Below are 16,944 nucleotides of genomic sequence, written 5' to 3'. Positions count from 1 at the left end.
GTCTGCAGCGGGTGTCTCTGTATTCCCGAGATATCCACGCACAAAAAAACGCGACGGCAGATTTCCTGCCGCCGCGTTCGAATTCAAATACGAAGTATCGACTTAGATGAGGTCGATCTCAGCCGGAAGGTACGACGTAACTTCCAGGCCGACTTCCTGCTCGCGAACTGCGGGCTTGGTCCAGGTCTTCATGGTGTCCTCCATTAGACTTCGGGAACTTGACGTCCCCAATAACTAGAAAGATAGCTACGCTCCTTGATAACGTCCAATCGCAATCGCGTGACAATACGATAAGTTTGGCTGATCGCATGCCTTGCCCTAACTGATCGAACGGGGCAAAGATTGCTGAACGAAACCATCCCCCTGCTACGAACCGGAGTTCACGTAAATGCCAATGCCAGCGGCCGACATCGAACGGATGATAAAAGCCCGCTTTCCCGACGCCCAGATCGCGCTCAAGGACCTAGCAGGCGACAACGACCACTGGGCAGCGCACGTCGTTTCAGCCGCCTTCAAAGGCAAAAGCCGCGTTCAGCAGCACCAGATGGTCTATGACGCCCTGGGCGGCAATATGGGCGGCGTTCTGCACGCCCTGCAGCTTACCACCGCGCTGCCGCCCGATTGACTAAACGGCCTGTCTCGCCCACATCTCAAAACGAAGCGGGTGCGCCGTTTGGGCTGCCCCGGCACCAATAAGGAGCCTCAGGATGGCCTCTGATCCGGTCAAGGATACCATCGCAAAAACGATCGCCGATAACGACGTCGTATTGTTCATGAAGGGTACAAAGCAGTTCCCGCAGTGCGGTTTCTCGGCAACCGCCGTGAAGATCCTCGAGCATCTCGGCGTGCCGTTCAAGGACGTGAACGTTCTCGACGATGCAGGCATTCGCGACGGCATCAAGACGTTCTCGAATTGGCCGACAATTCCGCAGCTCTACGTCAAGGGCGAGTTCGTCGGCGGCTGCGATATCATGCGCGAAATGTTCTCCGCGGGTGAGCTGCACGACCTCATCTGCGAGAAGGGCATTCCCCACTCCCACCAGCACGCATAAGGCGTTCTGGGGACGCCGGGTCCGGCGTTTCAGTCGTCGACGTTACACTCAAAGCGCTCGCTGCTTCATCCAAGCACGAGCGCTTTTAGTTTTTCAGCATTGATCGCCTCGACGATCCGGCCGTATTTGCCCGTCGTCGTATCCGCGCCGAGCATCGCGTTCAGCACCGCCTCTTCGACGCTTTCCACGACGGCGAGATAAAGGCCATCCAGATCGTCATTGCTGACGGCCGTGAACGACAACGCCGGCGGCTCCGGCAGTGGCCCCGGATCGTTGGCCGTCGAGAACGCCAGAAAAATATCGCCCGAGCTGTTGCCGGACGGCGTTCCCCCGCGGCCTATGCCGATCGAAGCGCGCCGGGCCAGCCGTTCGAGTTGACCGGGCAACAATGGTGCGTCGGTCGCGATGATGACGATGATCGAACCCCGCTCCACGTTATGGCAGCGACGCCCCGGCAAGGCGTCGCCCACCGGCTTGCCGCAGACCGTCAACCACGGCCGGATGCCGTGATTGGCCTGAACGACCACACCGACTGTGTGTTCTCCGAGACGCGTCGCCGTGCGCCGCGAGGCCGTTCCCGTGCCGCCCTTGAATTCGTAAGCGATCATTCCCGCGCCGCCGCCGACGCAACCTTCGGCGACCGGCCCGGAACGCGCCCCCTCGATCGCGTCCAGCACGTGCTCTTCGTTGACGTGAAAGCCCGCGATGTCGCTCAGATACCCGTCATAGGTCTCGGCAGCGACCGGAAGCGCCCAAAGATCTTCTCCGAGCGCGGGAAAGCGTTTTGACATCCATTTCAGCGTTGCGTGATGGGCAAGACCGACCGAAAACGTATTGGTGATCGTGATCGGCCCGGTGAACCACCCCGCATCGCGCACCCAATGGGCGCCCGTCATCTCGCCGTTTCCGTTCATCGAGAAGACGCCCGCCCAGACGGGGTGCAGGAGATCGGCCGGCGCGCGCGGCAGGATCGCGGTGACGCCCGTATGGACGGCGCCCCCGTTGTTGCGAAGCGTCGTGAAACCGACGGTCACCCCGCCGACATCCGTGATGGAATTCAGCGGCCCCGTAACACCCGGCATCGGCAGTTCGAGGCCACGCGCCCGCGGACGGCCATCGGGCACATGCGTCGCCGGATTGAAGTTCCCCGGCGAACGCCCTTTCTCAGCCATGATCCCACCTCCGTTACACGAGCACCATCGTACCGCCCCAGCGCGCATCCGGCTTGACCGGCCGCTGTCTCAATTTTGCCGAACGGAAGTGCTGCCTCGCGAGAATAGCGGAACGGCTCTCCGTGGCCGCAACAGGAGCCGGATAGTGCGAGGCAAGTGGTTGGGCGGCACGCGCTTCATTCTCTCACTGACCATCTTGACCGCCAGCGTCTGTCTCGCGCTCGGCATCACGATGCCGATCCTGAAGCTCACGACCTTCTCGTTCTGGACGACGGAGCATTCGCTGCTCTCGACTGTCGGCGTCCTGCTGCACGACGGCCAGACGTTCCTCGGACTGATCGTCCTGATCTTCTCGATCCTGTTGCCGGTGACGAAGCTTCTCTACCTGCTGCTCGTCTCAACCTTGCCGCCGGCTGAAATCGTCCGCCACCAGGGCCGCCTGCGCGCGCTCGAATGGCTCGGCAAATGGTCGATGCATGACGTGCTCGTGCTCGCCCTCACGATCTTCTTCATCAAGAGCCAAGGCGTCTACGATGCCTCGAGCCTCAACGGCGTCTACTTCTTCACGGCCGCCGTCATGCTGATGATCCTCTCTTATGCTTGGATACGCACTGATGGGATGGCTGCTGCACCTGAACTCGTCCCCGTGTTGCCTCAACCCGACGTCGGCCAAGCGACCCGGACATCAGGCTGGCGCAACTTCGCGCTGAGTTTCCTGATCATTCTCGCGACCGTATTCTTCGCGCTCGGCCTCATATTGCCGACAATCCGCTTCACGACCGTCTACGTCTGGACGAACGAGCACTCGATCCTGACGATCATGTACGCGCTCTTCGAGAACAACGAATATTTCCTCTGCGCCATCGTGTTCGCGGTGTCCGTGTTCTTCCCATTCCTGAAGCTCTTCTATCTGCTGACGCTGATTACCGCGCACGACATGCCGGATGATTTCCGCCGAAAGTCGTTTGCAACGATGGAATGGATCGGCCGCTATTCGATGACTGACGTCATGGTGCTGGCGCTGATGATCTTCTACGTCAACTCGTCGGGCTACACGGAAGCTCGCGTATTGCCGGGCGTCTATTTCTTCGCCGCCTCGGCCTTGATGACAATCCTTGCGTACGGCTGGGCCAACGCCGAGCCTCCGTCCGGCCGCCGGAAACGCAGGGCGGGAGGCGGTCCCGCCATCGCGCCAAGTCCCGGCGTCGCGATCGCCCGCCCCCGCCACCAACGCGCGGCCTGATCACACCTCTTCGTCATCCTCGGCCGAGCGCAGCGAAGCTGCGTCGACGGCCGGGGATCCAGCGTAAGAGTCGTCGAAGACGCCATGTCGGGACTTCAGCGCTTTTCACGCTGGATTCCCGAACGGTTTCGCGATCCTCTTCCGTTCGAGAATGACGGAAGCTTAAACCTAGAAAGGCCGCCAGCGAGGCGGCCTTTCCATTTGCAACTGGCGTCGACGCCCGCGATTTGCCGTCAGATCGCGGAGATATCGCGGTCCTTGGTCTCTCTGAGGAAGAGAAGACCGATAACGAACGTCGCGAGCGCGACGATGATCGGATACCAGAGACCGGCGTAGATATTCCCGGCCGATGCCACGATGGCGGTTGCAAGCAGCGGAAGCATGCCGCCGAACCAGCCGTTGCCGATATGATAAGGCAACGACATCGACGTGTAGCGAATCTGGGTCGGGAACAACTCGACGAGGAACGCCGCAATCGGTCCGTACACCGCCGCAACGTAGATCAGGAACAGCGAGAGAATCCCGATGGCCGTGCCCCAATCGATCTTGGCAGGATCGGCCGGTACCGGCTTGTAGACCGTCTTGCCGTCCTTCTCCTCCTTCTTGAGGTTCGGATAGCCCGCCGTAATGAGAGCCTCGTTATAGGCATCCGCCGTGAAGGGCTTCACCTCTTGGCCGTTGATCGTAAGGACGGCCGGAGAGCCGGGCGCCCCTGCCGTCGTCTTAAAGGACAACCCCTGCTTGATGATGTGGTCCTTCGCCTTGTCGCATTCGGTGAACTTCGACCACGGCCCAACGAAGATGTGGAAGTTGCACTGCGCCGGATCGACGGCCAGCCCTATGGTCGTCTTCTCCTGGAAGGCGACAAGGTCAGGGTTGACGGCCTTGGCAAGCGTCGCAAACAGCGGGAAGTACGTCAGCGCTGCGATCAGGCAGCCGGCCAGGATGATCTTTAAGCGCCCGATCTTGTCGCTCAGCCATCCGAAGAAAACAAAGAACGGCGTCCCGATGATAAGCGACAGGCCGACAAGCGAATAGGCATAGAGCGGATCGACCTTCGTCGTAATGGTCAGGAAGAACAGGGCATAGAACTGACCCGTGTACCAGATCACACCCTGCCCCGCCGTCGCCCCGAGCAACGCCAGCAGCACGTACTTATTGTTGGGATAGCGGAGAAAGCTATCGGTAAGCGGCGCCTTCGACGCTTTGCCCTCGGACTTCATCTTCGCGAAAAGCGGACTTTCGTTGAGCTTCAGCCGGATATAGACCGAGAACGCCAACAGGATCAGCGAGACGAGAAACGCCACGCGCCACCCCCACTCGGCGAAAGTCTGTGCATCGAAGAAGTAAAATCGGCTGAGGCCGATGACCAAAAGCGCGAGAAAGAAGCCGGCGGTCGCCGTCGTCTGAATCCAGGAAGTCGCGTATCCGCGTCCACCCGGCCGCGCGTGCTCGGCGACGTAGGTCGCGGCGCCCCCGTATTCGCCGCCAAGGGCGAGGCCCTGCAGCAGTCGCAGCGTCACGAGCAGAACGGGCGCCGCCCAACCGATGCCCGGCACGGTGAAGCCCAAGATAGTCGAGTCCGAGAACGTCGGCAGCAGGCCGACGGCAAACGTCGACAAGCCCATCACCACGATCGTGACCAGAAACGTGTACTTGCGGCCGACGAGATCGCCGACGCGGCCGAAAATGATGGCGCCGAACGGACGCACGAGAAATCCGGCGGCGTAAGTCGCAAACGCTGAGAGCAGCGCCGCCGTGTCGTTTCCTGGCGGGAAGAACAGCGCGGCGAAGAACGGCGCGAGCGTGGCGTACAGATAGAAGTCGTACCACTCGAAGACGGTCCCGAGCGAAGAAGCGACGATGACGCGGCGCTCCTCGCCGCTGATTCCTTTCGTCCGGTCGGCAACCGTTCCCGTTTCGGCGACAGCCATGCGTATTCCCCCGACAGAGCATTGTTCTTATGAACGCAACTCTACGCACACCGCGCGGCGAGAGCGAGTGACCGTTATTCATAAGGAAATGACGAAGAGAGCTTTGACGGTGACGGCTTCGATTGCGCGGACGGGCGGGCAAAAACAAAAAAGGCCGCCTCAACGGCAGCCTTTTCAAAATCCGACGACACTTCGGCCGAAGGCCGAGAGCCCGGCGCGGGCGGCCGGCTCCCCGGAGGGGAGTCGCCCGCGCCAAAACAAAGACTATCGCGAATAGAATTCGACGACGAGGTTCGGTTCCATCTGGACCGGATACGGCACGTCGCTCAGTGCCGGAACGCGCGTCAGCGATGCCGTCATCTTGCTGTGATCGACGTTGATGTAATCCGGCAGATCGCGCTCCGCGCTCTTGATGGCTTCGAGAACGAGAGCAAGCTGCTTCGCCTTCTCGCGAACTTCGACGACGTCGCCGATCTTGAGCCGATAGCTCGGAACGGTGACACGCTTTCCGTTGACGGTAACGTGGCCATGGCTGACGAACTGGCGAGCGGCGAACACCGTCGGCACGAACTTGGCGCGGTAGACGAGCGCGTCGAGACGGCGCTCGAGAAGACCGATCAGGTGCTCCGACGTCGAACCCTTGAGGCGCGAAGCTTCATCGTAAGCCGCACGGAACTGACGCTCCGAAATCGATGCGTAATAACCTTTGAGCTTCTGCTTGGCCTTGAGCTGCTGACCGAAATCGGAAAGCTTGCCCGCGCGACGCTCACCATGCTGGCCGGGACGGCTCTCGCGGCGGTTGAGCGGGCTCTTCGGACGGCCCCAGATGTTCTCGCCGAGACGGCGGTCGATCTTATGCTTGGCGCGAATGCGCTTAGTCATCGTCTAGCACTCCATGAGTTATGGCACGGCTCGGTTGAACCGTGACTTTGGAGCGCCCCCTCCTCATCCCTCAACTTGAGGGCCGACAGGCATGGACCTTCGACAGTCCCGCCACGGGTGCGCACAAATCAAACGCGGGCCCCAAAGGACCCGCGAAGAAGACAGGGTTTTACCGGCGTCCGGCCGCCTCGTCAACGGCCTATCTGCCGCTTATTTCTTATCAATCGTCGTTTCCGTGACTGAAGTCGAGCCGGTTGCGACAGGAGCGCCCGGAGCCGGGGCCGCAGGCGGCGCGGCAGCGAAATTAGGCGGCGGGCTGGCGGCGACGTAAGCCGCAATCATTTCCTTAACCTTCTTGCGCTGCTCGTCCGAGCACGTCTGAGCGGGCGATTTCTTCTCGTCGACGACGACTTCCTTGTCGCCCTCCTTCTCGACGAGCTTGATCCGGCCCGTCAGAAGCATGACCGTCGTCAGGTGCAACTGACTGATGTAGACCAGGTTTTGCTGGGTCCACTTCTTCTTGGCCTCTTCCCGGCGCATCATGGCGCGGTGATTGAGCACCTGATCGTCACGCAGATCGCAGATCTGGGCATGGGCCGAAAGCCGGCCGGCCTTGATCACATCGCGCGCGACGTCGAGCGGAACCTCGACTTCAGCCTTCTTCGTTTTGTCGATCACAATGACCGACCCGTCAGGCTTGGAGAATTGCTGCGGCGTAAGCGACCACGCATACTCCATAAATGATCTCACGGCATGCTCGCTGAGCTCCTGCGCGCCAGCGGGCACCACCGTACCCATAAGCGACAACGCCATCGCACCCGCAAACACTGCCCCCGCCCTCGTGTTCATCCACATCTCCAGTAGCGCCTCTTCGATTTTCTTTTTTAGTGAATGCGAAATCCAGGCGCGGCCCTTGCAGTAGCCACGTTGCATATTGCCAGTAGACTATCGACTTGGCATCGCTCGGCCCAAAACTTGGCTATATGAAGGCACCTACTCTCCCCCTTTTCGGGCTCTTCCTTTGCCCTGTGAAAGAGTGGCAACTATGCCACGAAGGGTGCGGACTTCCTGCTCTGTCGCATTGAGCCTCGTCAAGAGTGTACGCAGATTTTGTGACACCGCAGATCTGCGATGGGCGGGATTGAAGAACCCGTTGGCCTCCAGCTCACGCTCCAAATGTTCAAATAAACCAAACAGTTCTTCCTTGGTGGCCGGCCGGTCCCGTCCGAGGTACAGCCCCTCGCTGAGAGGCTTCTCGTAGGTTGTAACCCGGCCAAGACTTCGCCCGGCGTCGCTGCGCATCCATTCGTATCCCGTCAGCAGCACCGCCTGCGCCAGGTTGAGAGAAGCGAAACGAGAATTTACTGGAATCATGATGAACGCGTCGGCCACCGCGACCTCGTTCGTCTCGAGACCGTTACGCTCGCGCCCGAACAGCACCCCGCACCGCTCGCCGCGGCCGATCCGCTTCCGCATTTCGACGATGGCCTGCTCCGGCGTCAGAACGGGTTTGCGAAGATCCCGCTGGCGCGCCGTCGTGGCCCCGACCCAGTTCAGATCGGCAATGCTCTCTTCCAGGGTACTGAACGCTCGCGCATCGTCGATGATGTAGTTCGCCCCCGACGCCGCGATCCGCGCTTTTTCATTCGGCCAGCCGTCACGCGGGCTAACGAGGCGCAGATCGTCGAGCCCGAAGTTCGCGCAGGCGCGGGCCACCATGCCGATGTTATCGGCGAGTTGTGGCTCCATCAGAATGACGGACGGCGTCTCGCCTTCAGCTGCAACGGGCTCGCCCCGCATGTGCGCGCGCCGCAACCCATGCCGCAGCTTGCGAATGACACGGCGCGCCCAGAACCAGTAATTTTCGCCCGACCACTGCTTGGAGAGCGTTTCGAGGCACGGCGTCGCAACCGTCTCCGTTCCCTCGCCCTTGAGGCGAACGCGGCCATCCCCGACGATCACTTCCTTCTTGCTGAGGATGAACTGGTCGAGCGTCTCGATCCCCTGGGCCTCGGTGCGCCGTTTGCAGCCCGGGCACGACACGTTGTCCGCGACGCACCTCAGTCCGGCGCAATACTGCAGCAAAGGCTCGAGCGTTTCGCGGTCGAGACCCGGGATGGCCAGCGCCGCGAGCCCCTGGTCGATCGACGCGGAATGACAGGCGTGCACGACCTCGGCGACCGCAGTGTCCCGGGGACCGATCACAGGTACGCCGCCCCCGATGCGGATCTCGGGCGAGGCCTCGTTCTTCATCGTTTCGGTTTCGACGTTCAATGACGCCTCCGCGCGCCGTAAGTGCTTGCCGTTGTTGGCGTACAATTAGGCGGGATCGTGCCCAACATCCACGCTTCTTTTCGCTTCGAACTTGAACCAGTCCGAGATCTGCCGCACGACTGCGGCGAAGGTTCACTTCGTGAGCCGCGACCGTGTCGCTATGGTCTTAATTTCCAGCTTCCATTCTTCTTCGCGAGACATCCCATGCAAAAAATCAAGGTTGAAGGCACCGTCGTCGAACTCGACGGCGACGAGATGACCCGCATCATCTGGAAGCTGATCAAGGACAGCCTGATACATCCCTACCTCGACGTTAATCTCGAATACTACGATCTGAGCGTCGAAAACCGCGACAAGACCAGCGACCAGGTGACGATCGACGCCGGCAACGCCATCAAGAAGCATGGCGTCGGCATCAAATGCGCGACGATCACGCCCGACGAAGCGCGCGTCAAAGAATTCAACCTGAAGGAAATGTGGAAGAGCCCCAACGGCACGATCCGCAACATCTTGGGCGGCGTCATCTTCCGCGAGCCGATCATCTGCAAGAACGTGCCGCGCCTCGTCCCCGGCTGGACCCAGCCGATCATCGTCGGCCGCCACGCGTTTGGCGACCAGTATAAGGCGACCGATTTCAAGTTCCCCGGCAAGGGCGTGCTGACGATCAAGTTCGTCGGCGAAGACGGAACGGTGATCGAGAAGGAAGTCTTCAAGGCGCCGGACGCGGGCGTCGCGCTCGCGATGTACAATCTCGATGAATCGATCCGCGACTTCGCGCGCGCTTCGCTCAATTACGGTCTGTCACGCAACTATCCCGTTTACCTCTCGACGAAGAACACGATCCTCAAAGCCTACGACGGCCGCTTCAAGGACATCTTCCAGGAAATCTACGAGGCGGAGTTCAAAGCCGAATTCACGAAGCGCAAGCTCACCTACGAGCATCGCCTCATCGACGACATGGTGGCGAGCGCACTCAAGTGGTCGGGCGGTTACGTCTGGGCGTGCAAGAACTACGACGGCGACGTCCAGTCCGATACGGTTGCGCAGGGCTTCGGTTCGCTCGGCCTGATGACGAGCGTGCTGATGACACCGGACGGCAAGACCGTCGAAGCGGAGGCAGCCCACGGCACGGTCACGCGCCACTACCGCGAGCATGAGAAGGGCAAGGAAACGTCGACCAATTCGATCGCGTCGATCTTCGCCTGGACGCGCGGCCTCGGACACCGCGCCAAGCTCGACGGCAACGAAAAGCTACTGAACTTCTGCAAGACGCTCGAGCGCGTCTGCATCGCAACCGTTGAGTCGGGCTACATGACGAAGGACTTGGCGCTCCTCGTCGGCCCCGATCAGAAGTGGCTGTCGACGACCGGCTTCCTCGAAAAGGTCGACGCCAACCTCAAAGCCGCGATGGCGAAGACCGCATAAGCAGAAAGCCTCACCGGCAATTTGAGCGCGAGCCGTCCGCGCCATCCGCGACGACCACATCGTCGGTCTCTATGACCGGCACGCCGCCACGTCGGCCACATACGGCTCGCGCGGCACAAATAGCCGCCGCGCGAGTTATTCCTTCCATTCCACCGGCGGCAATTCGTGGAGATCCGCGCCGAAGCGTATCGGAGCCCCTTTACATCCGGCAAGTGCACGAAGGCCCCGCTAGAGTGGGCTCTTTGAGTTTACACGTGAAGACAAGGAGAAATCGATGACAAGCGAAGTAGCGAATAAAGCTGCCAAGTGGGACGACACATTCAACCAAGGGGACACGGTGAGCCTCGGCAGCTTTTACGCGTCCGATGCTTTGGTCATTCCCGCTGGCGGCTCGCCGGTCAAAGGCCCTGAAGCGATCGGCAACTTCTTCAAGGATCTTCGAGCCAACGGCTTCTCGGATCACAAGATCGCCGTCGATAACGTCATCGAAAACGGCGACACGCTGATAGCCAGCGGCAAGTGGCAGCTGAACGGACCGGGCGAGAACGGAGCGTCAAAGCAGTACGGCGGCAACTGGGTGAATGTCGTCAAACGCAACGGCGGCGACTTGCAGATCCTCCTCCACACCTGGAACTGAGGAAGCTTCGGCACCAACGGCGCCACAAGACTTTTCTCAGAAATAAAAAACGCGGCGCATAAAAGTGCGCCGCGTTTTCAATTGTCATCCGCCGCGGGCTCCGCGAAGCGGCGTCGCCAGGCACAGGTAAAAACTTACTTCTTCTGCGCCGCGATCTGCTGATCGACCTCGGCCTGCATCTTCGCCGTCATCACGTTGAAGTCGTTCTGCAGCTTGGCGCATGCCTCGTCCTTGCCGTCGCAAACGACCTTCATCTGCACCGTGAGGGCGTTCCCCTCATGCACCACCTTGCGGCAGACAGCGGCGGGATGAGCCGGATTGTGCTTGGTCGTGAACGTGTACATCACGGTCGCGTTCTTCGGATCGTCGCTGAAGGCCGTATACAGATCGCTCGTATAAACCTGCTTCAAACCGGACTTCGTCGAATAGCGCGCGATCAATTCTTCCGCCTTACCGGAAGCGTCGCCGCAAAACTCTGTCGCAGCCGACATCGTCGGACCGGCTGAAGGCGCCGGTGTCGCCGGCAGCTTGACGATGGCGTCGTCAGCCCATGCTGATGTCGTGACAAGCAAAAAGGCGGCGAAACTGAGCGAACGCGTGCGTGTCATCTGCAGTGGTCCTCGGGTTTGGAAAGCGGCGGCTATATAGCGCATTTTTCCCGTCGGTCATTAGTGAAATGCCCGAAAGGTAAGGCTCCGCCGCTTCGCAGTGCAGCAATGTTCCCGCCGATGATCCGTTAGGATCAGCTCGCGAGCCGCGCCTCGATCGCTTTCAGCGCGTCGCCCGCTTTCGCGCCATCCGGACCACCGGCCTGCGCCATGTCGGGCCGTCCGCCGCCGCCCTTGCCGCCGAGCGCTTCGGCGCCCGCTTTGACGAGATCGACCGCGCTCCATGTCTTGACGAGATCGTCGGTGACGCCGACCGCGAGACCCGCTTTGCCGTCTTCCGTCACGCCGACAACGGCAACGATGCCCGAGCCGACCTGCTTCTTGCCGTCATCGATGAGGCCGCGCAAATCCTTGGGGTTGAGGCCCTGAACGGTTCGCGCCAGCAGCTTCACGTTGCCGATACTGCGAATGGCTTCGCCGTTGGCTGCCGCGCCCGCACCGGCGCCGCCACCACCGAGTGCGATCTGCCGCTTCGCATCCGCCAGCTGCTTCTCGAGCGTCTTACGCTCCTCGACGAGATGCTTCAGCCGCTCGACCAGATCCTCGGGCCGCGTCTTGAGAACGCTCGCCGCTTCCTTCACGCGCGCATCCTGCTCGTCGAGATAGGCCCGCGCGCCTTCGCCCGTCAGCGCCTCGAGGCGGCGGACGCCGGCCGCACTTCCGCTCTCGGCGACGACGCGAATGAGACCGATGTCACCCGTGCGTGACACGTGCGTGCCGCCGCAAAGCTCGACCGACCACGCCTTGTTGGCGCCGGGGCGCGTCGATCCCATCGACACGACGCGAACTTCCTCGCCGTACTTTTCACCAAAGAGCGCCATCGCGCCCGTCGCGCGCGCATCGTCGATGTTCATCAGTCGCGTGACGACCGGCGTGTTCTCGAGCAGCACGGCGTTCGCGATATCCTCGACTGTCTTCACTTCTTCGGCCGACATCGGCTTCGTGTGCGAGAAGTCAAAGCGCAAACGATCGGGCGAAACGAGCGAGCCCTTCTGCGCAACGTGCGTGCCGAGCACCTGCCGCAAAGCTTCATGCAGAAGATGCGTCGCCGAATGGTTGGCCCGCGTCGCCGACCGCCGCGTGTGATCGACCTCGAGCTCCACGGCGTCGCCCGCCTTGAAGCTCCCCTTCTCGACCTTGCCGAAATGCACGAACAAATCGCCGAGCTTCTTCTGCGTATCCGTCACGCGGAAGATCGCGCCCTTGGGGCCTTTCACGAGCCCCTGATCGCCGAGCTGCCCGCCGCTTTCGCCGTAGAATGGCGTCTGGTTGAAGATCAGCGCGCCTTCTTCGCCAGCTTTCAGTTCCGTCGCCTCGGAACCGCCCGAAACGAGCGCGGTGATGATGCCTTCAGCCGTCTCTGTATCGTAACCGAGGAATTCCGTGGCGCCGGTCTTGTCCTTGATCTCGAACCATTGGCCTTCGGTCGCAGCCTCGCCCGAACCCTTCCAGGCGGCGCGCGCGGCATCCTTTTGCTTCTTCATCGCTTCGCCGAACGCAGCCGTATCGACAGTGATGCCGCGCGGCCTCAGCGCGTCTTCGGTCAGATCGAGCGGAAAGCCGAAGGTATCGTAGAGCTTGAACGCGACGTCGCCGGGAAACACCGCACCCTTCTTCAGGTTGCCTGAGCTTTCGCCGAGAAGCTTGAGCCCATTGTCCAGCGTGCGCCGGAACTTCGTCTCTTCGAGCTTCAGCGTCTCGGCAATGAGCGGCTGCGCCCTGACGAGTTCCGGATAGGCATCCCCCATCTCGCGAACGAGCGCGGGGACGAGATGATACATCAGCGGCTCGGTGCAACCGATCTGAGCGGCGTAGCGCATGGCGCGGCGCATGATGCGGCGAAGCACGTAGCCGCGACCCTCGTTCGACGGCAGCACGCCGTCCGCAATCAGGAAGCTCGTCGAGCGAAGATGATCGGCGATGACGCGTTGCGCGACATGCCGGAATTCGGGACCGGCCTCGCCGCCGCTCTCTTTCGCACCGGCCTTGGCGGCTTCCTGCCGAATGGCCTGGATGAGATTCTGGAAGAGATCGATTTCGTAGTTGTCGTGCTTGCCTTGCAGCACCGCGGCGACGCGCTCGAGCCCCATGCCCGTGTCGATCGACGGCCTCGGCAGTGCCACGCGGTCTCCCGGACCGCGTTGCTCAAACTGCATGAATACGAGGTTCCAGATCTCGATGAAGCGATCGCCATCCTGATCGGCTGAGCCCGGAGGACCGCCAGGGATCTTATCGCCATGATCGAAGAAAATTTCCGAGCAGGGCCCGCACGGTCCCGTGTCGCCCATCTGCCAGAAGTTGTCGCTCGTCGGGATGCGAATGATCCGGCTGTCGGAGAAGCCCGAGATCTTCTTCCAGATCGCGTAAGCCTCGTCGTCCGTGTGATAGATCGTGACGAGCAGCCGCGTCTTGTCGAGGCCGAAGTCCTTCGTCAGCAAATTCCAGGCAAGTTCGATCGCGCGTTCTTTGAAGTAGTCGCCGAACGAGAAGTTGCCGAGCATCTCGAAGAACGTGTGATGGCGCGCCGTATAGCCGACGTTGTCGAGGTCGTTGTGCTTGCCGCCCGCGCGCACGCATTTCTGCGATGACGTGGCGCGAGGAATGGCGCGCGTCTCCTGACCGGTGAAGACGTTCTTGAACTGCACCATCCCGGCGTTCGTGAACATGAGCGTCGGATCGTTACGCGGCACGAGCGGCGATGACGGCACAATCTCGTGCCCGTTCTTTCCAAAGAAATCGAGAAACGAAGCGCGGATTTCGCTGACGCCGGCCATATGGTGCTTTCGAGCCTGATATTGAGAGTGAATTTGCTCCGAGAACGCGCCTCGGAACGGTTTAAGGCCGCCGTTGTAGCGGCGGCCTCTGAACGTGTCCAGAAAAGGCGATAGCGGACTGAATGACGCGAGGCGCGGCATTTTCAGAACGCCCAGCGCCCGTCAAAACCCGCCTGCCAGACCCGTCGGGTATCCGATCCTCGGGCTGATCCGAGGATCGGTTCGCCGGTGGGCGACAGCAGCGCACAGTAACCTCGGCCGGAAGCAGCCGATCGTGGCCTCCTTAGCGCTTCGCCTTGGCGACCTTCTTGCCAGACTCCTCATCAGGGAGAACGCCGTCCTCGTCCGGCTCTTCCCCGTCGTCCTCACCAACACCCGGATCGGCAAGCATCTTCTCGACGATGAGCCCGGCATTGGCACGGATAGCCCGCTCCAACTCGGCCGCCGCCTTCGGATTTTCCTTGAGATAGGTCTTGGCGTTCTCGCGGCCCTGGCCGATACGGTCGCCATTATAGGAAAGCCACGCGCCCGACTTCTCGACGAGCCCAGCCTTGACGCCGAGATCGATCAGCTCGCCGACCTTCGAGATGCCTTCGCCATACATGATGTCGAACTCGACCTGCTTGAAGGGCGGAGCCACCTTGTTCTTGACGACCTTGACGCGCGTCTGGTTGCCGACCGACTCCTCGCGTTCCTTGATCTGCCCGATGCGGCGAATATCGAGGCGAACGGACGCGTAGAACTTCAGCGCGTTGCCGCCCGTCGTCGTCTCCGGATTGCCGAACATGACGCCGATCTTCATACGGATCTGGTTGATGAAGATCACCATGGTGCCGGACTTGGATATAGCGCCGGTCAGCTTGCGCAACGCCTTGCTCATGAGGCGCGCCTGCATTCCGGGCTGCATATCGCCCATCTCGCCCTCGAGTTCGGCCTGCGGAGTGAGCGCCGCGACGCTGTCCACGACCAACACGTCGATCGCGCCCGAGCGCACGAGCGTATCGGCGATTTCCAGCGCCTGCTCGCCTGTGTCGGGCTGCGAAATCAAGAGGTCCTCGACCTTGACGCCGAGCTTCCGCGCATAGGTGGGATCGAGCGCATGCTCGGCGTCCACGAACGCACAAATTCCGCCCTTCTTCTGAGCCTCCGCGATCACATGCAGCGTCAGCGTCGTCTTGCCCGACGATTCAGGCCCATAGATCTCAACGACCCGCCCCTTGGGAAGGCCGCCTATTCCGAGCGCAATATCAAGACCGAGCGATCCCGTGGAGATCGCCTCGATGTCGAGCTTCTCACTGGCGCCGAGACGCATGATCGACCCTTTGCCAAAGGCCTTGTCAATCTGCGCGAGTGCATTCTCTAGCGCCTGCTTCTTATCCATTTTGCCCCCTTCGAGCACAGTCCAGTCCGGCCGTTCCATCGTGTCACCCTCAATCCCTATGGCAAGCGCCCCACGCCATCAATTAAGGATCTGTGTACTTGATTTGTTCCGAATCTGTCAATCTCGTTTTGTTCTCACACCCCGCGAACGCGGAGCCTGGAGTTCCATTAACGCTACACCTGTAACCGGCGAAACAGCGCCACTTGTCGCCACGATGCAATCTCCTGTGCATGTTCAAGCCAAGGAGGCTCCCGTGCACAAGATTTCCGCCACGTTCCTCGCCGCTGTCGTGGCCGCTAGCGTATTCGCGTCGACTGCCCAAGCGCGCATGGGTGGCGGCGGCCATTTTGCGATGTTCATCCTTCGCGCCGGAGCCCACGCTGCCGAGCAGAATGCCTGGGAGCAGCAGCGCCGTCGCCGCTACGAAGCCGAGGCAAGACAGCGCCGGATTGCCGAAGCCCGGCAAGCTGCCGCCGCAAAGCGGGCGCGCCTCATAGCCCTCGAGAAAAGAGAAGCCCAGAAGCTCGCGGCAGCCGAGGCGGCGAAGCAAACGGCGGCCGCGGAGACGACGCCAGAGCTGAAGCCAGTGCTGAAAAAAAGCGACCGTCTGCCGGAAACAGCTGCCGTGACGTCACAAGACGACGCCTCGAAACCGGCAACGAAAACGGCAACCGTCGCAACAACTGAAGAGGCGACCCCCGTCGCGGCGAACACCTGCCGCAGATACTCGGCCGCCGCTGACGGCCTCGTCGACACGCCCTGCGAATAAACGGGCGTTCTGGATCAACTCGCAACCTTTGGCGCGCCATAACTGGAACTTATGGCGCGTCCACCTGCACTCTGGGTTATCTCGATATCCGCGTCTAAACCGGCGCCATAACGACAATCCGAAGCACAAGGTGAACACGTAATGAGCAGTCCTACTTCCCGCCCCGCATCAGGGCGTTTCGGCATTCGCGTCGGCGAAGCCCTCGTTGCAGGCGGCCCTCCGGGAACGGCGGCTGAACCCGAAGTTGCGATCGGCGAGATGGACGGGCCATTCGGCACCGCGTTTGCGACCCTCCTCGGCGATCAGGTCAAAGGCCACACCCGCGTACTGTCGCTTCTCAACACCGACGTCATGGTTCGCCCGCCGACGATCTGCGTCAGCAAAGTGACAGTCGACAACGAGCGTTACACGAGCATCCTGATGGGCACCGTCCAATACGCCACCGCGATGGGCGTGCTCGATGCCGTGCGTTCCGGAGATCTGCCGAAAGACAAGGTCGACGACCTCGGCATCATCGTTTCGGTCTGGCTCCATCCGTCGGTCGCCACGATCGAAAAACTCGACCACAAAGTTCTGTTCGACATTCACCGCAAGGCGACCTCGCTCGCCATCCATAAGGCGATGAACTACCAGCCTTCGATCGATTGGCTGCTCGAGAACCAGGACAAGATCATCCACAAATACTTCGAGCGCGGTCTGAAGGGCGAGATCTAAGCGTCTATCCCCCTCCCCC

At 61.2% G+C, this 16,944-nt stretch carries 16 protein-coding genes; 7 read left to right on the top strand and 9 right to left on the bottom strand.

Annotation, left to right across the window (positions count from 1 at the left end):
• Positions 1-102: 102 nt before the first annotated feature.
• The gene (gene pqqA / locus AC1DK3_RS19350) at positions 103-192 is read right to left on the bottom strand and encodes a pyrroloquinoline quinone precursor peptide PqqA (protein ID WP_015598411.1); all 90 of its coding nucleotides are present in this window, start codon (positions 190-192) and stop codon (positions 103-105) included.
• A 196-nt stretch (positions 193-388) separates the two neighbouring features.
• Between pqqA and AC1DK3_RS19345 the strand changes: the two genes are divergently transcribed.
• Both AC1DK3_RS19345 and grxD read left to right on the top strand, forming a co-directional pair.
• Positions 389-625, top strand: a complete 237-nt coding sequence (locus AC1DK3_RS19345; protein ID WP_477193873.1) for a BolA/IbaG family iron-sulfur metabolism protein — start codon at positions 389-391, stop codon at positions 623-625.
• Between the two features lie 82 nt (positions 626-707).
• Entirely contained in the window at positions 708-1,052 is a 345-nt protein-coding gene (gene grxD / locus AC1DK3_RS19340; protein WP_477193872.1) for a Grx4 family monothiol glutaredoxin, read from the top strand.
• Between the two features lie 65 nt (positions 1,053-1,117).
• On the opposite strand, the gene AC1DK3_RS19335 is transcribed toward grxD, so the two are convergent.
• The gene (locus tag AC1DK3_RS19335) at positions 1,118-2,224 is read right to left on the bottom strand and encodes a DmpA family aminopeptidase (protein WP_477193871.1); all 1,107 of its coding nucleotides are present in this window, start codon (positions 2,222-2,224) and stop codon (positions 1,118-1,120) included.
• A gap of 145 nt (positions 2,225-2,369) precedes the next feature.
• Between AC1DK3_RS19335 and AC1DK3_RS19330 the strand changes: the two genes are divergently transcribed.
• Positions 2,370-3,467 (top strand): paraquat-inducible protein A, encoded by a 1,098-nt coding sequence (locus AC1DK3_RS19330; protein WP_477193870.1) that lies wholly within the window; start codon positions 2,370-2,372, stop codon positions 3,465-3,467.
• Positions 3,468-3,700: 233 nt separating this feature from the next.
• Here AC1DK3_RS19330 and AC1DK3_RS19325 read toward each other — a convergent pair whose 3' ends face one another.
• From AC1DK3_RS19325 to AC1DK3_RS19310, 4 genes are all read right to left on the bottom strand, one after another.
• A complete protein-coding gene (locus tag AC1DK3_RS19325) occupies positions 3,701-5,401 on the bottom strand; it encodes an MFS transporter (RefSeq protein ID WP_477193869.1) in 1,701 nt (566 codons plus the stop codon).
• A 264-nt stretch (positions 5,402-5,665) separates the two neighbouring features.
• Positions 5,666-6,283, bottom strand: coding sequence for a 30S ribosomal protein S4 (gene rpsD, locus AC1DK3_RS19320; RefSeq protein WP_477193868.1), 618 nt, complete (start codon positions 6,281-6,283; stop codon positions 5,666-5,668).
• A gap of 210 nt (positions 6,284-6,493) precedes the next feature.
• Positions 6,494-7,132: a hypothetical protein gene (locus tag AC1DK3_RS19315; protein WP_477193867.1), complete on the bottom strand. Its 639-nt coding sequence runs from the start codon at positions 7,130-7,132 to the stop codon at positions 6,494-6,496.
• Positions 7,133-7,276: 144 nt separating this feature from the next.
• Positions 7,277-8,557: an RNA methyltransferase gene (locus AC1DK3_RS19310; RefSeq protein ID WP_477193866.1), complete on the bottom strand. Its 1,281-nt coding sequence runs from the start codon at positions 8,555-8,557 to the stop codon at positions 7,277-7,279.
• 204 nt (positions 8,558-8,761) lie between these two features.
• Between AC1DK3_RS19310 and AC1DK3_RS19305 the strand changes: the two genes are divergently transcribed.
• Positions 8,762-9,982, top strand: coding sequence for an NADP-dependent isocitrate dehydrogenase (locus AC1DK3_RS19305; protein WP_477193865.1), 1,221 nt, complete (start codon positions 8,762-8,764; stop codon positions 9,980-9,982).
• Positions 9,983-10,256: 274 nt separating this feature from the next.
• On the top strand, positions 10,257-10,619 hold the full coding sequence (locus AC1DK3_RS19300) for a YybH family protein (RefSeq protein WP_477193864.1): 363 nt from the start codon (positions 10,257-10,259) through the stop codon (positions 10,617-10,619).
• 134 nt (positions 10,620-10,753) lie between these two features.
• Here the strand turns inward: AC1DK3_RS19300 and AC1DK3_RS19295 are convergent, their stop codons facing one another.
• The 3 genes from AC1DK3_RS19295 to recA form a co-directional block, all read right to left on the bottom strand.
• Entirely contained in the window at positions 10,754-11,227 is a 474-nt protein-coding gene (locus AC1DK3_RS19295) for a hypothetical protein (RefSeq protein ID WP_477193863.1), read from the bottom strand.
• Positions 11,228-11,361: 134 nt separating this feature from the next.
• Positions 11,362-14,061, bottom strand: coding sequence for an alanine--tRNA ligase (alaS, locus tag AC1DK3_RS19290; RefSeq protein WP_477193862.1), 2,700 nt, complete (start codon positions 14,059-14,061; stop codon positions 11,362-11,364).
• Positions 14,062-14,344: 283 nt separating this feature from the next.
• Positions 14,345-15,481 (bottom strand): recombinase RecA, encoded by a 1,137-nt coding sequence (gene recA / locus AC1DK3_RS19285; RefSeq protein ID WP_477193861.1) that lies wholly within the window; start codon positions 15,479-15,481, stop codon positions 14,345-14,347.
• A 214-nt stretch (positions 15,482-15,695) separates the two neighbouring features.
• Between recA and AC1DK3_RS19280 the strand changes: the two genes are divergently transcribed.
• A complete protein-coding gene (locus AC1DK3_RS19280) occupies positions 15,696-16,211 on the top strand; it encodes a hypothetical protein (protein WP_477193860.1) in 516 nt (171 codons plus the stop codon).
• A gap of 141 nt (positions 16,212-16,352) precedes the next feature.
• A complete protein-coding gene (fae, locus tag AC1DK3_RS19275; protein WP_339083336.1) occupies positions 16,353-16,925 on the top strand; it encodes a formaldehyde-activating enzyme in 573 nt (190 codons plus the stop codon).
• The last annotated feature ends 19 nt before the right edge of the window (positions 16,926-16,944 follow it).

Source organism: Hyphomicrobium sp. 01T421 (assembly GCF_056398805.1).
Note: the sequence above shows the minus strand (reverse complement) of the source record. Positions and strands in the feature narration are given on the sequence as shown.

Excerpts from the sequence above, each read along its gene's own strand:
- pqqA (WP_015598411.1), bottom strand. The coding sequence starts at position 192 with ATGAAGACCTGGACCAAGCCCGCAGTTCGCGAGCAGGAAGTCGGCCTG.
- AC1DK3_RS19345 (WP_477193873.1), top strand. The coding sequence starts at position 389 with ATGCCAATGCCAGCGGCCGACATCGAACGGATGATAAAAGCCCGCTTT.
- grxD (WP_477193872.1), top strand. The coding sequence starts at position 708 with ATGGCCTCTGATCCGGTCAAGGATACCATCGCAAAAACGATCGCCGAT.
- AC1DK3_RS19335 (WP_477193871.1), bottom strand. The coding sequence starts at position 2,224 with ATGGCTGAGAAAGGGCGTTCGCCGGGGAACTTCAATCCGGCGACGCAT.
- AC1DK3_RS19325 (WP_477193869.1), bottom strand. The coding sequence starts at position 5,401 with ATGGCTGTCGCCGAAACGGGAACGGTTGCCGACCGGACGAAAGGAATC.
- rpsD (WP_477193868.1), bottom strand. The coding sequence starts at position 6,283 with ATGACTAAGCGCATTCGCGCCAAGCATAAGATCGACCGCCGTCTCGGC.
- AC1DK3_RS19315 (WP_477193867.1), bottom strand. The coding sequence starts at position 7,132 with ATGAACACGAGGGCGGGGGCAGTGTTTGCGGGTGCGATGGCGTTGTCG.
- AC1DK3_RS19305 (WP_477193865.1), top strand. The coding sequence starts at position 8,762 with ATGCAAAAAATCAAGGTTGAAGGCACCGTCGTCGAACTCGACGGCGAC.
- AC1DK3_RS19300 (WP_477193864.1), top strand. The coding sequence starts at position 10,257 with ATGACAAGCGAAGTAGCGAATAAAGCTGCCAAGTGGGACGACACATTC.
- AC1DK3_RS19295 (WP_477193863.1), bottom strand. The coding sequence starts at position 11,227 with ATGACACGCACGCGTTCGCTCAGTTTCGCCGCCTTTTTGCTTGTCACG.
- alaS (WP_477193862.1), bottom strand. The coding sequence starts at position 14,061 with ATGGCCGGCGTCAGCGAAATCCGCGCTTCGTTTCTCGATTTCTTTGGA.
- recA (WP_477193861.1), bottom strand. The coding sequence starts at position 15,481 with ATGGAACGGCCGGACTGGACTGTGCTCGAAGGGGGCAAAATGGATAAG.
- fae (WP_339083336.1), top strand. The coding sequence starts at position 16,353 with ATGAGCAGTCCTACTTCCCGCCCCGCATCAGGGCGTTTCGGCATTCGC.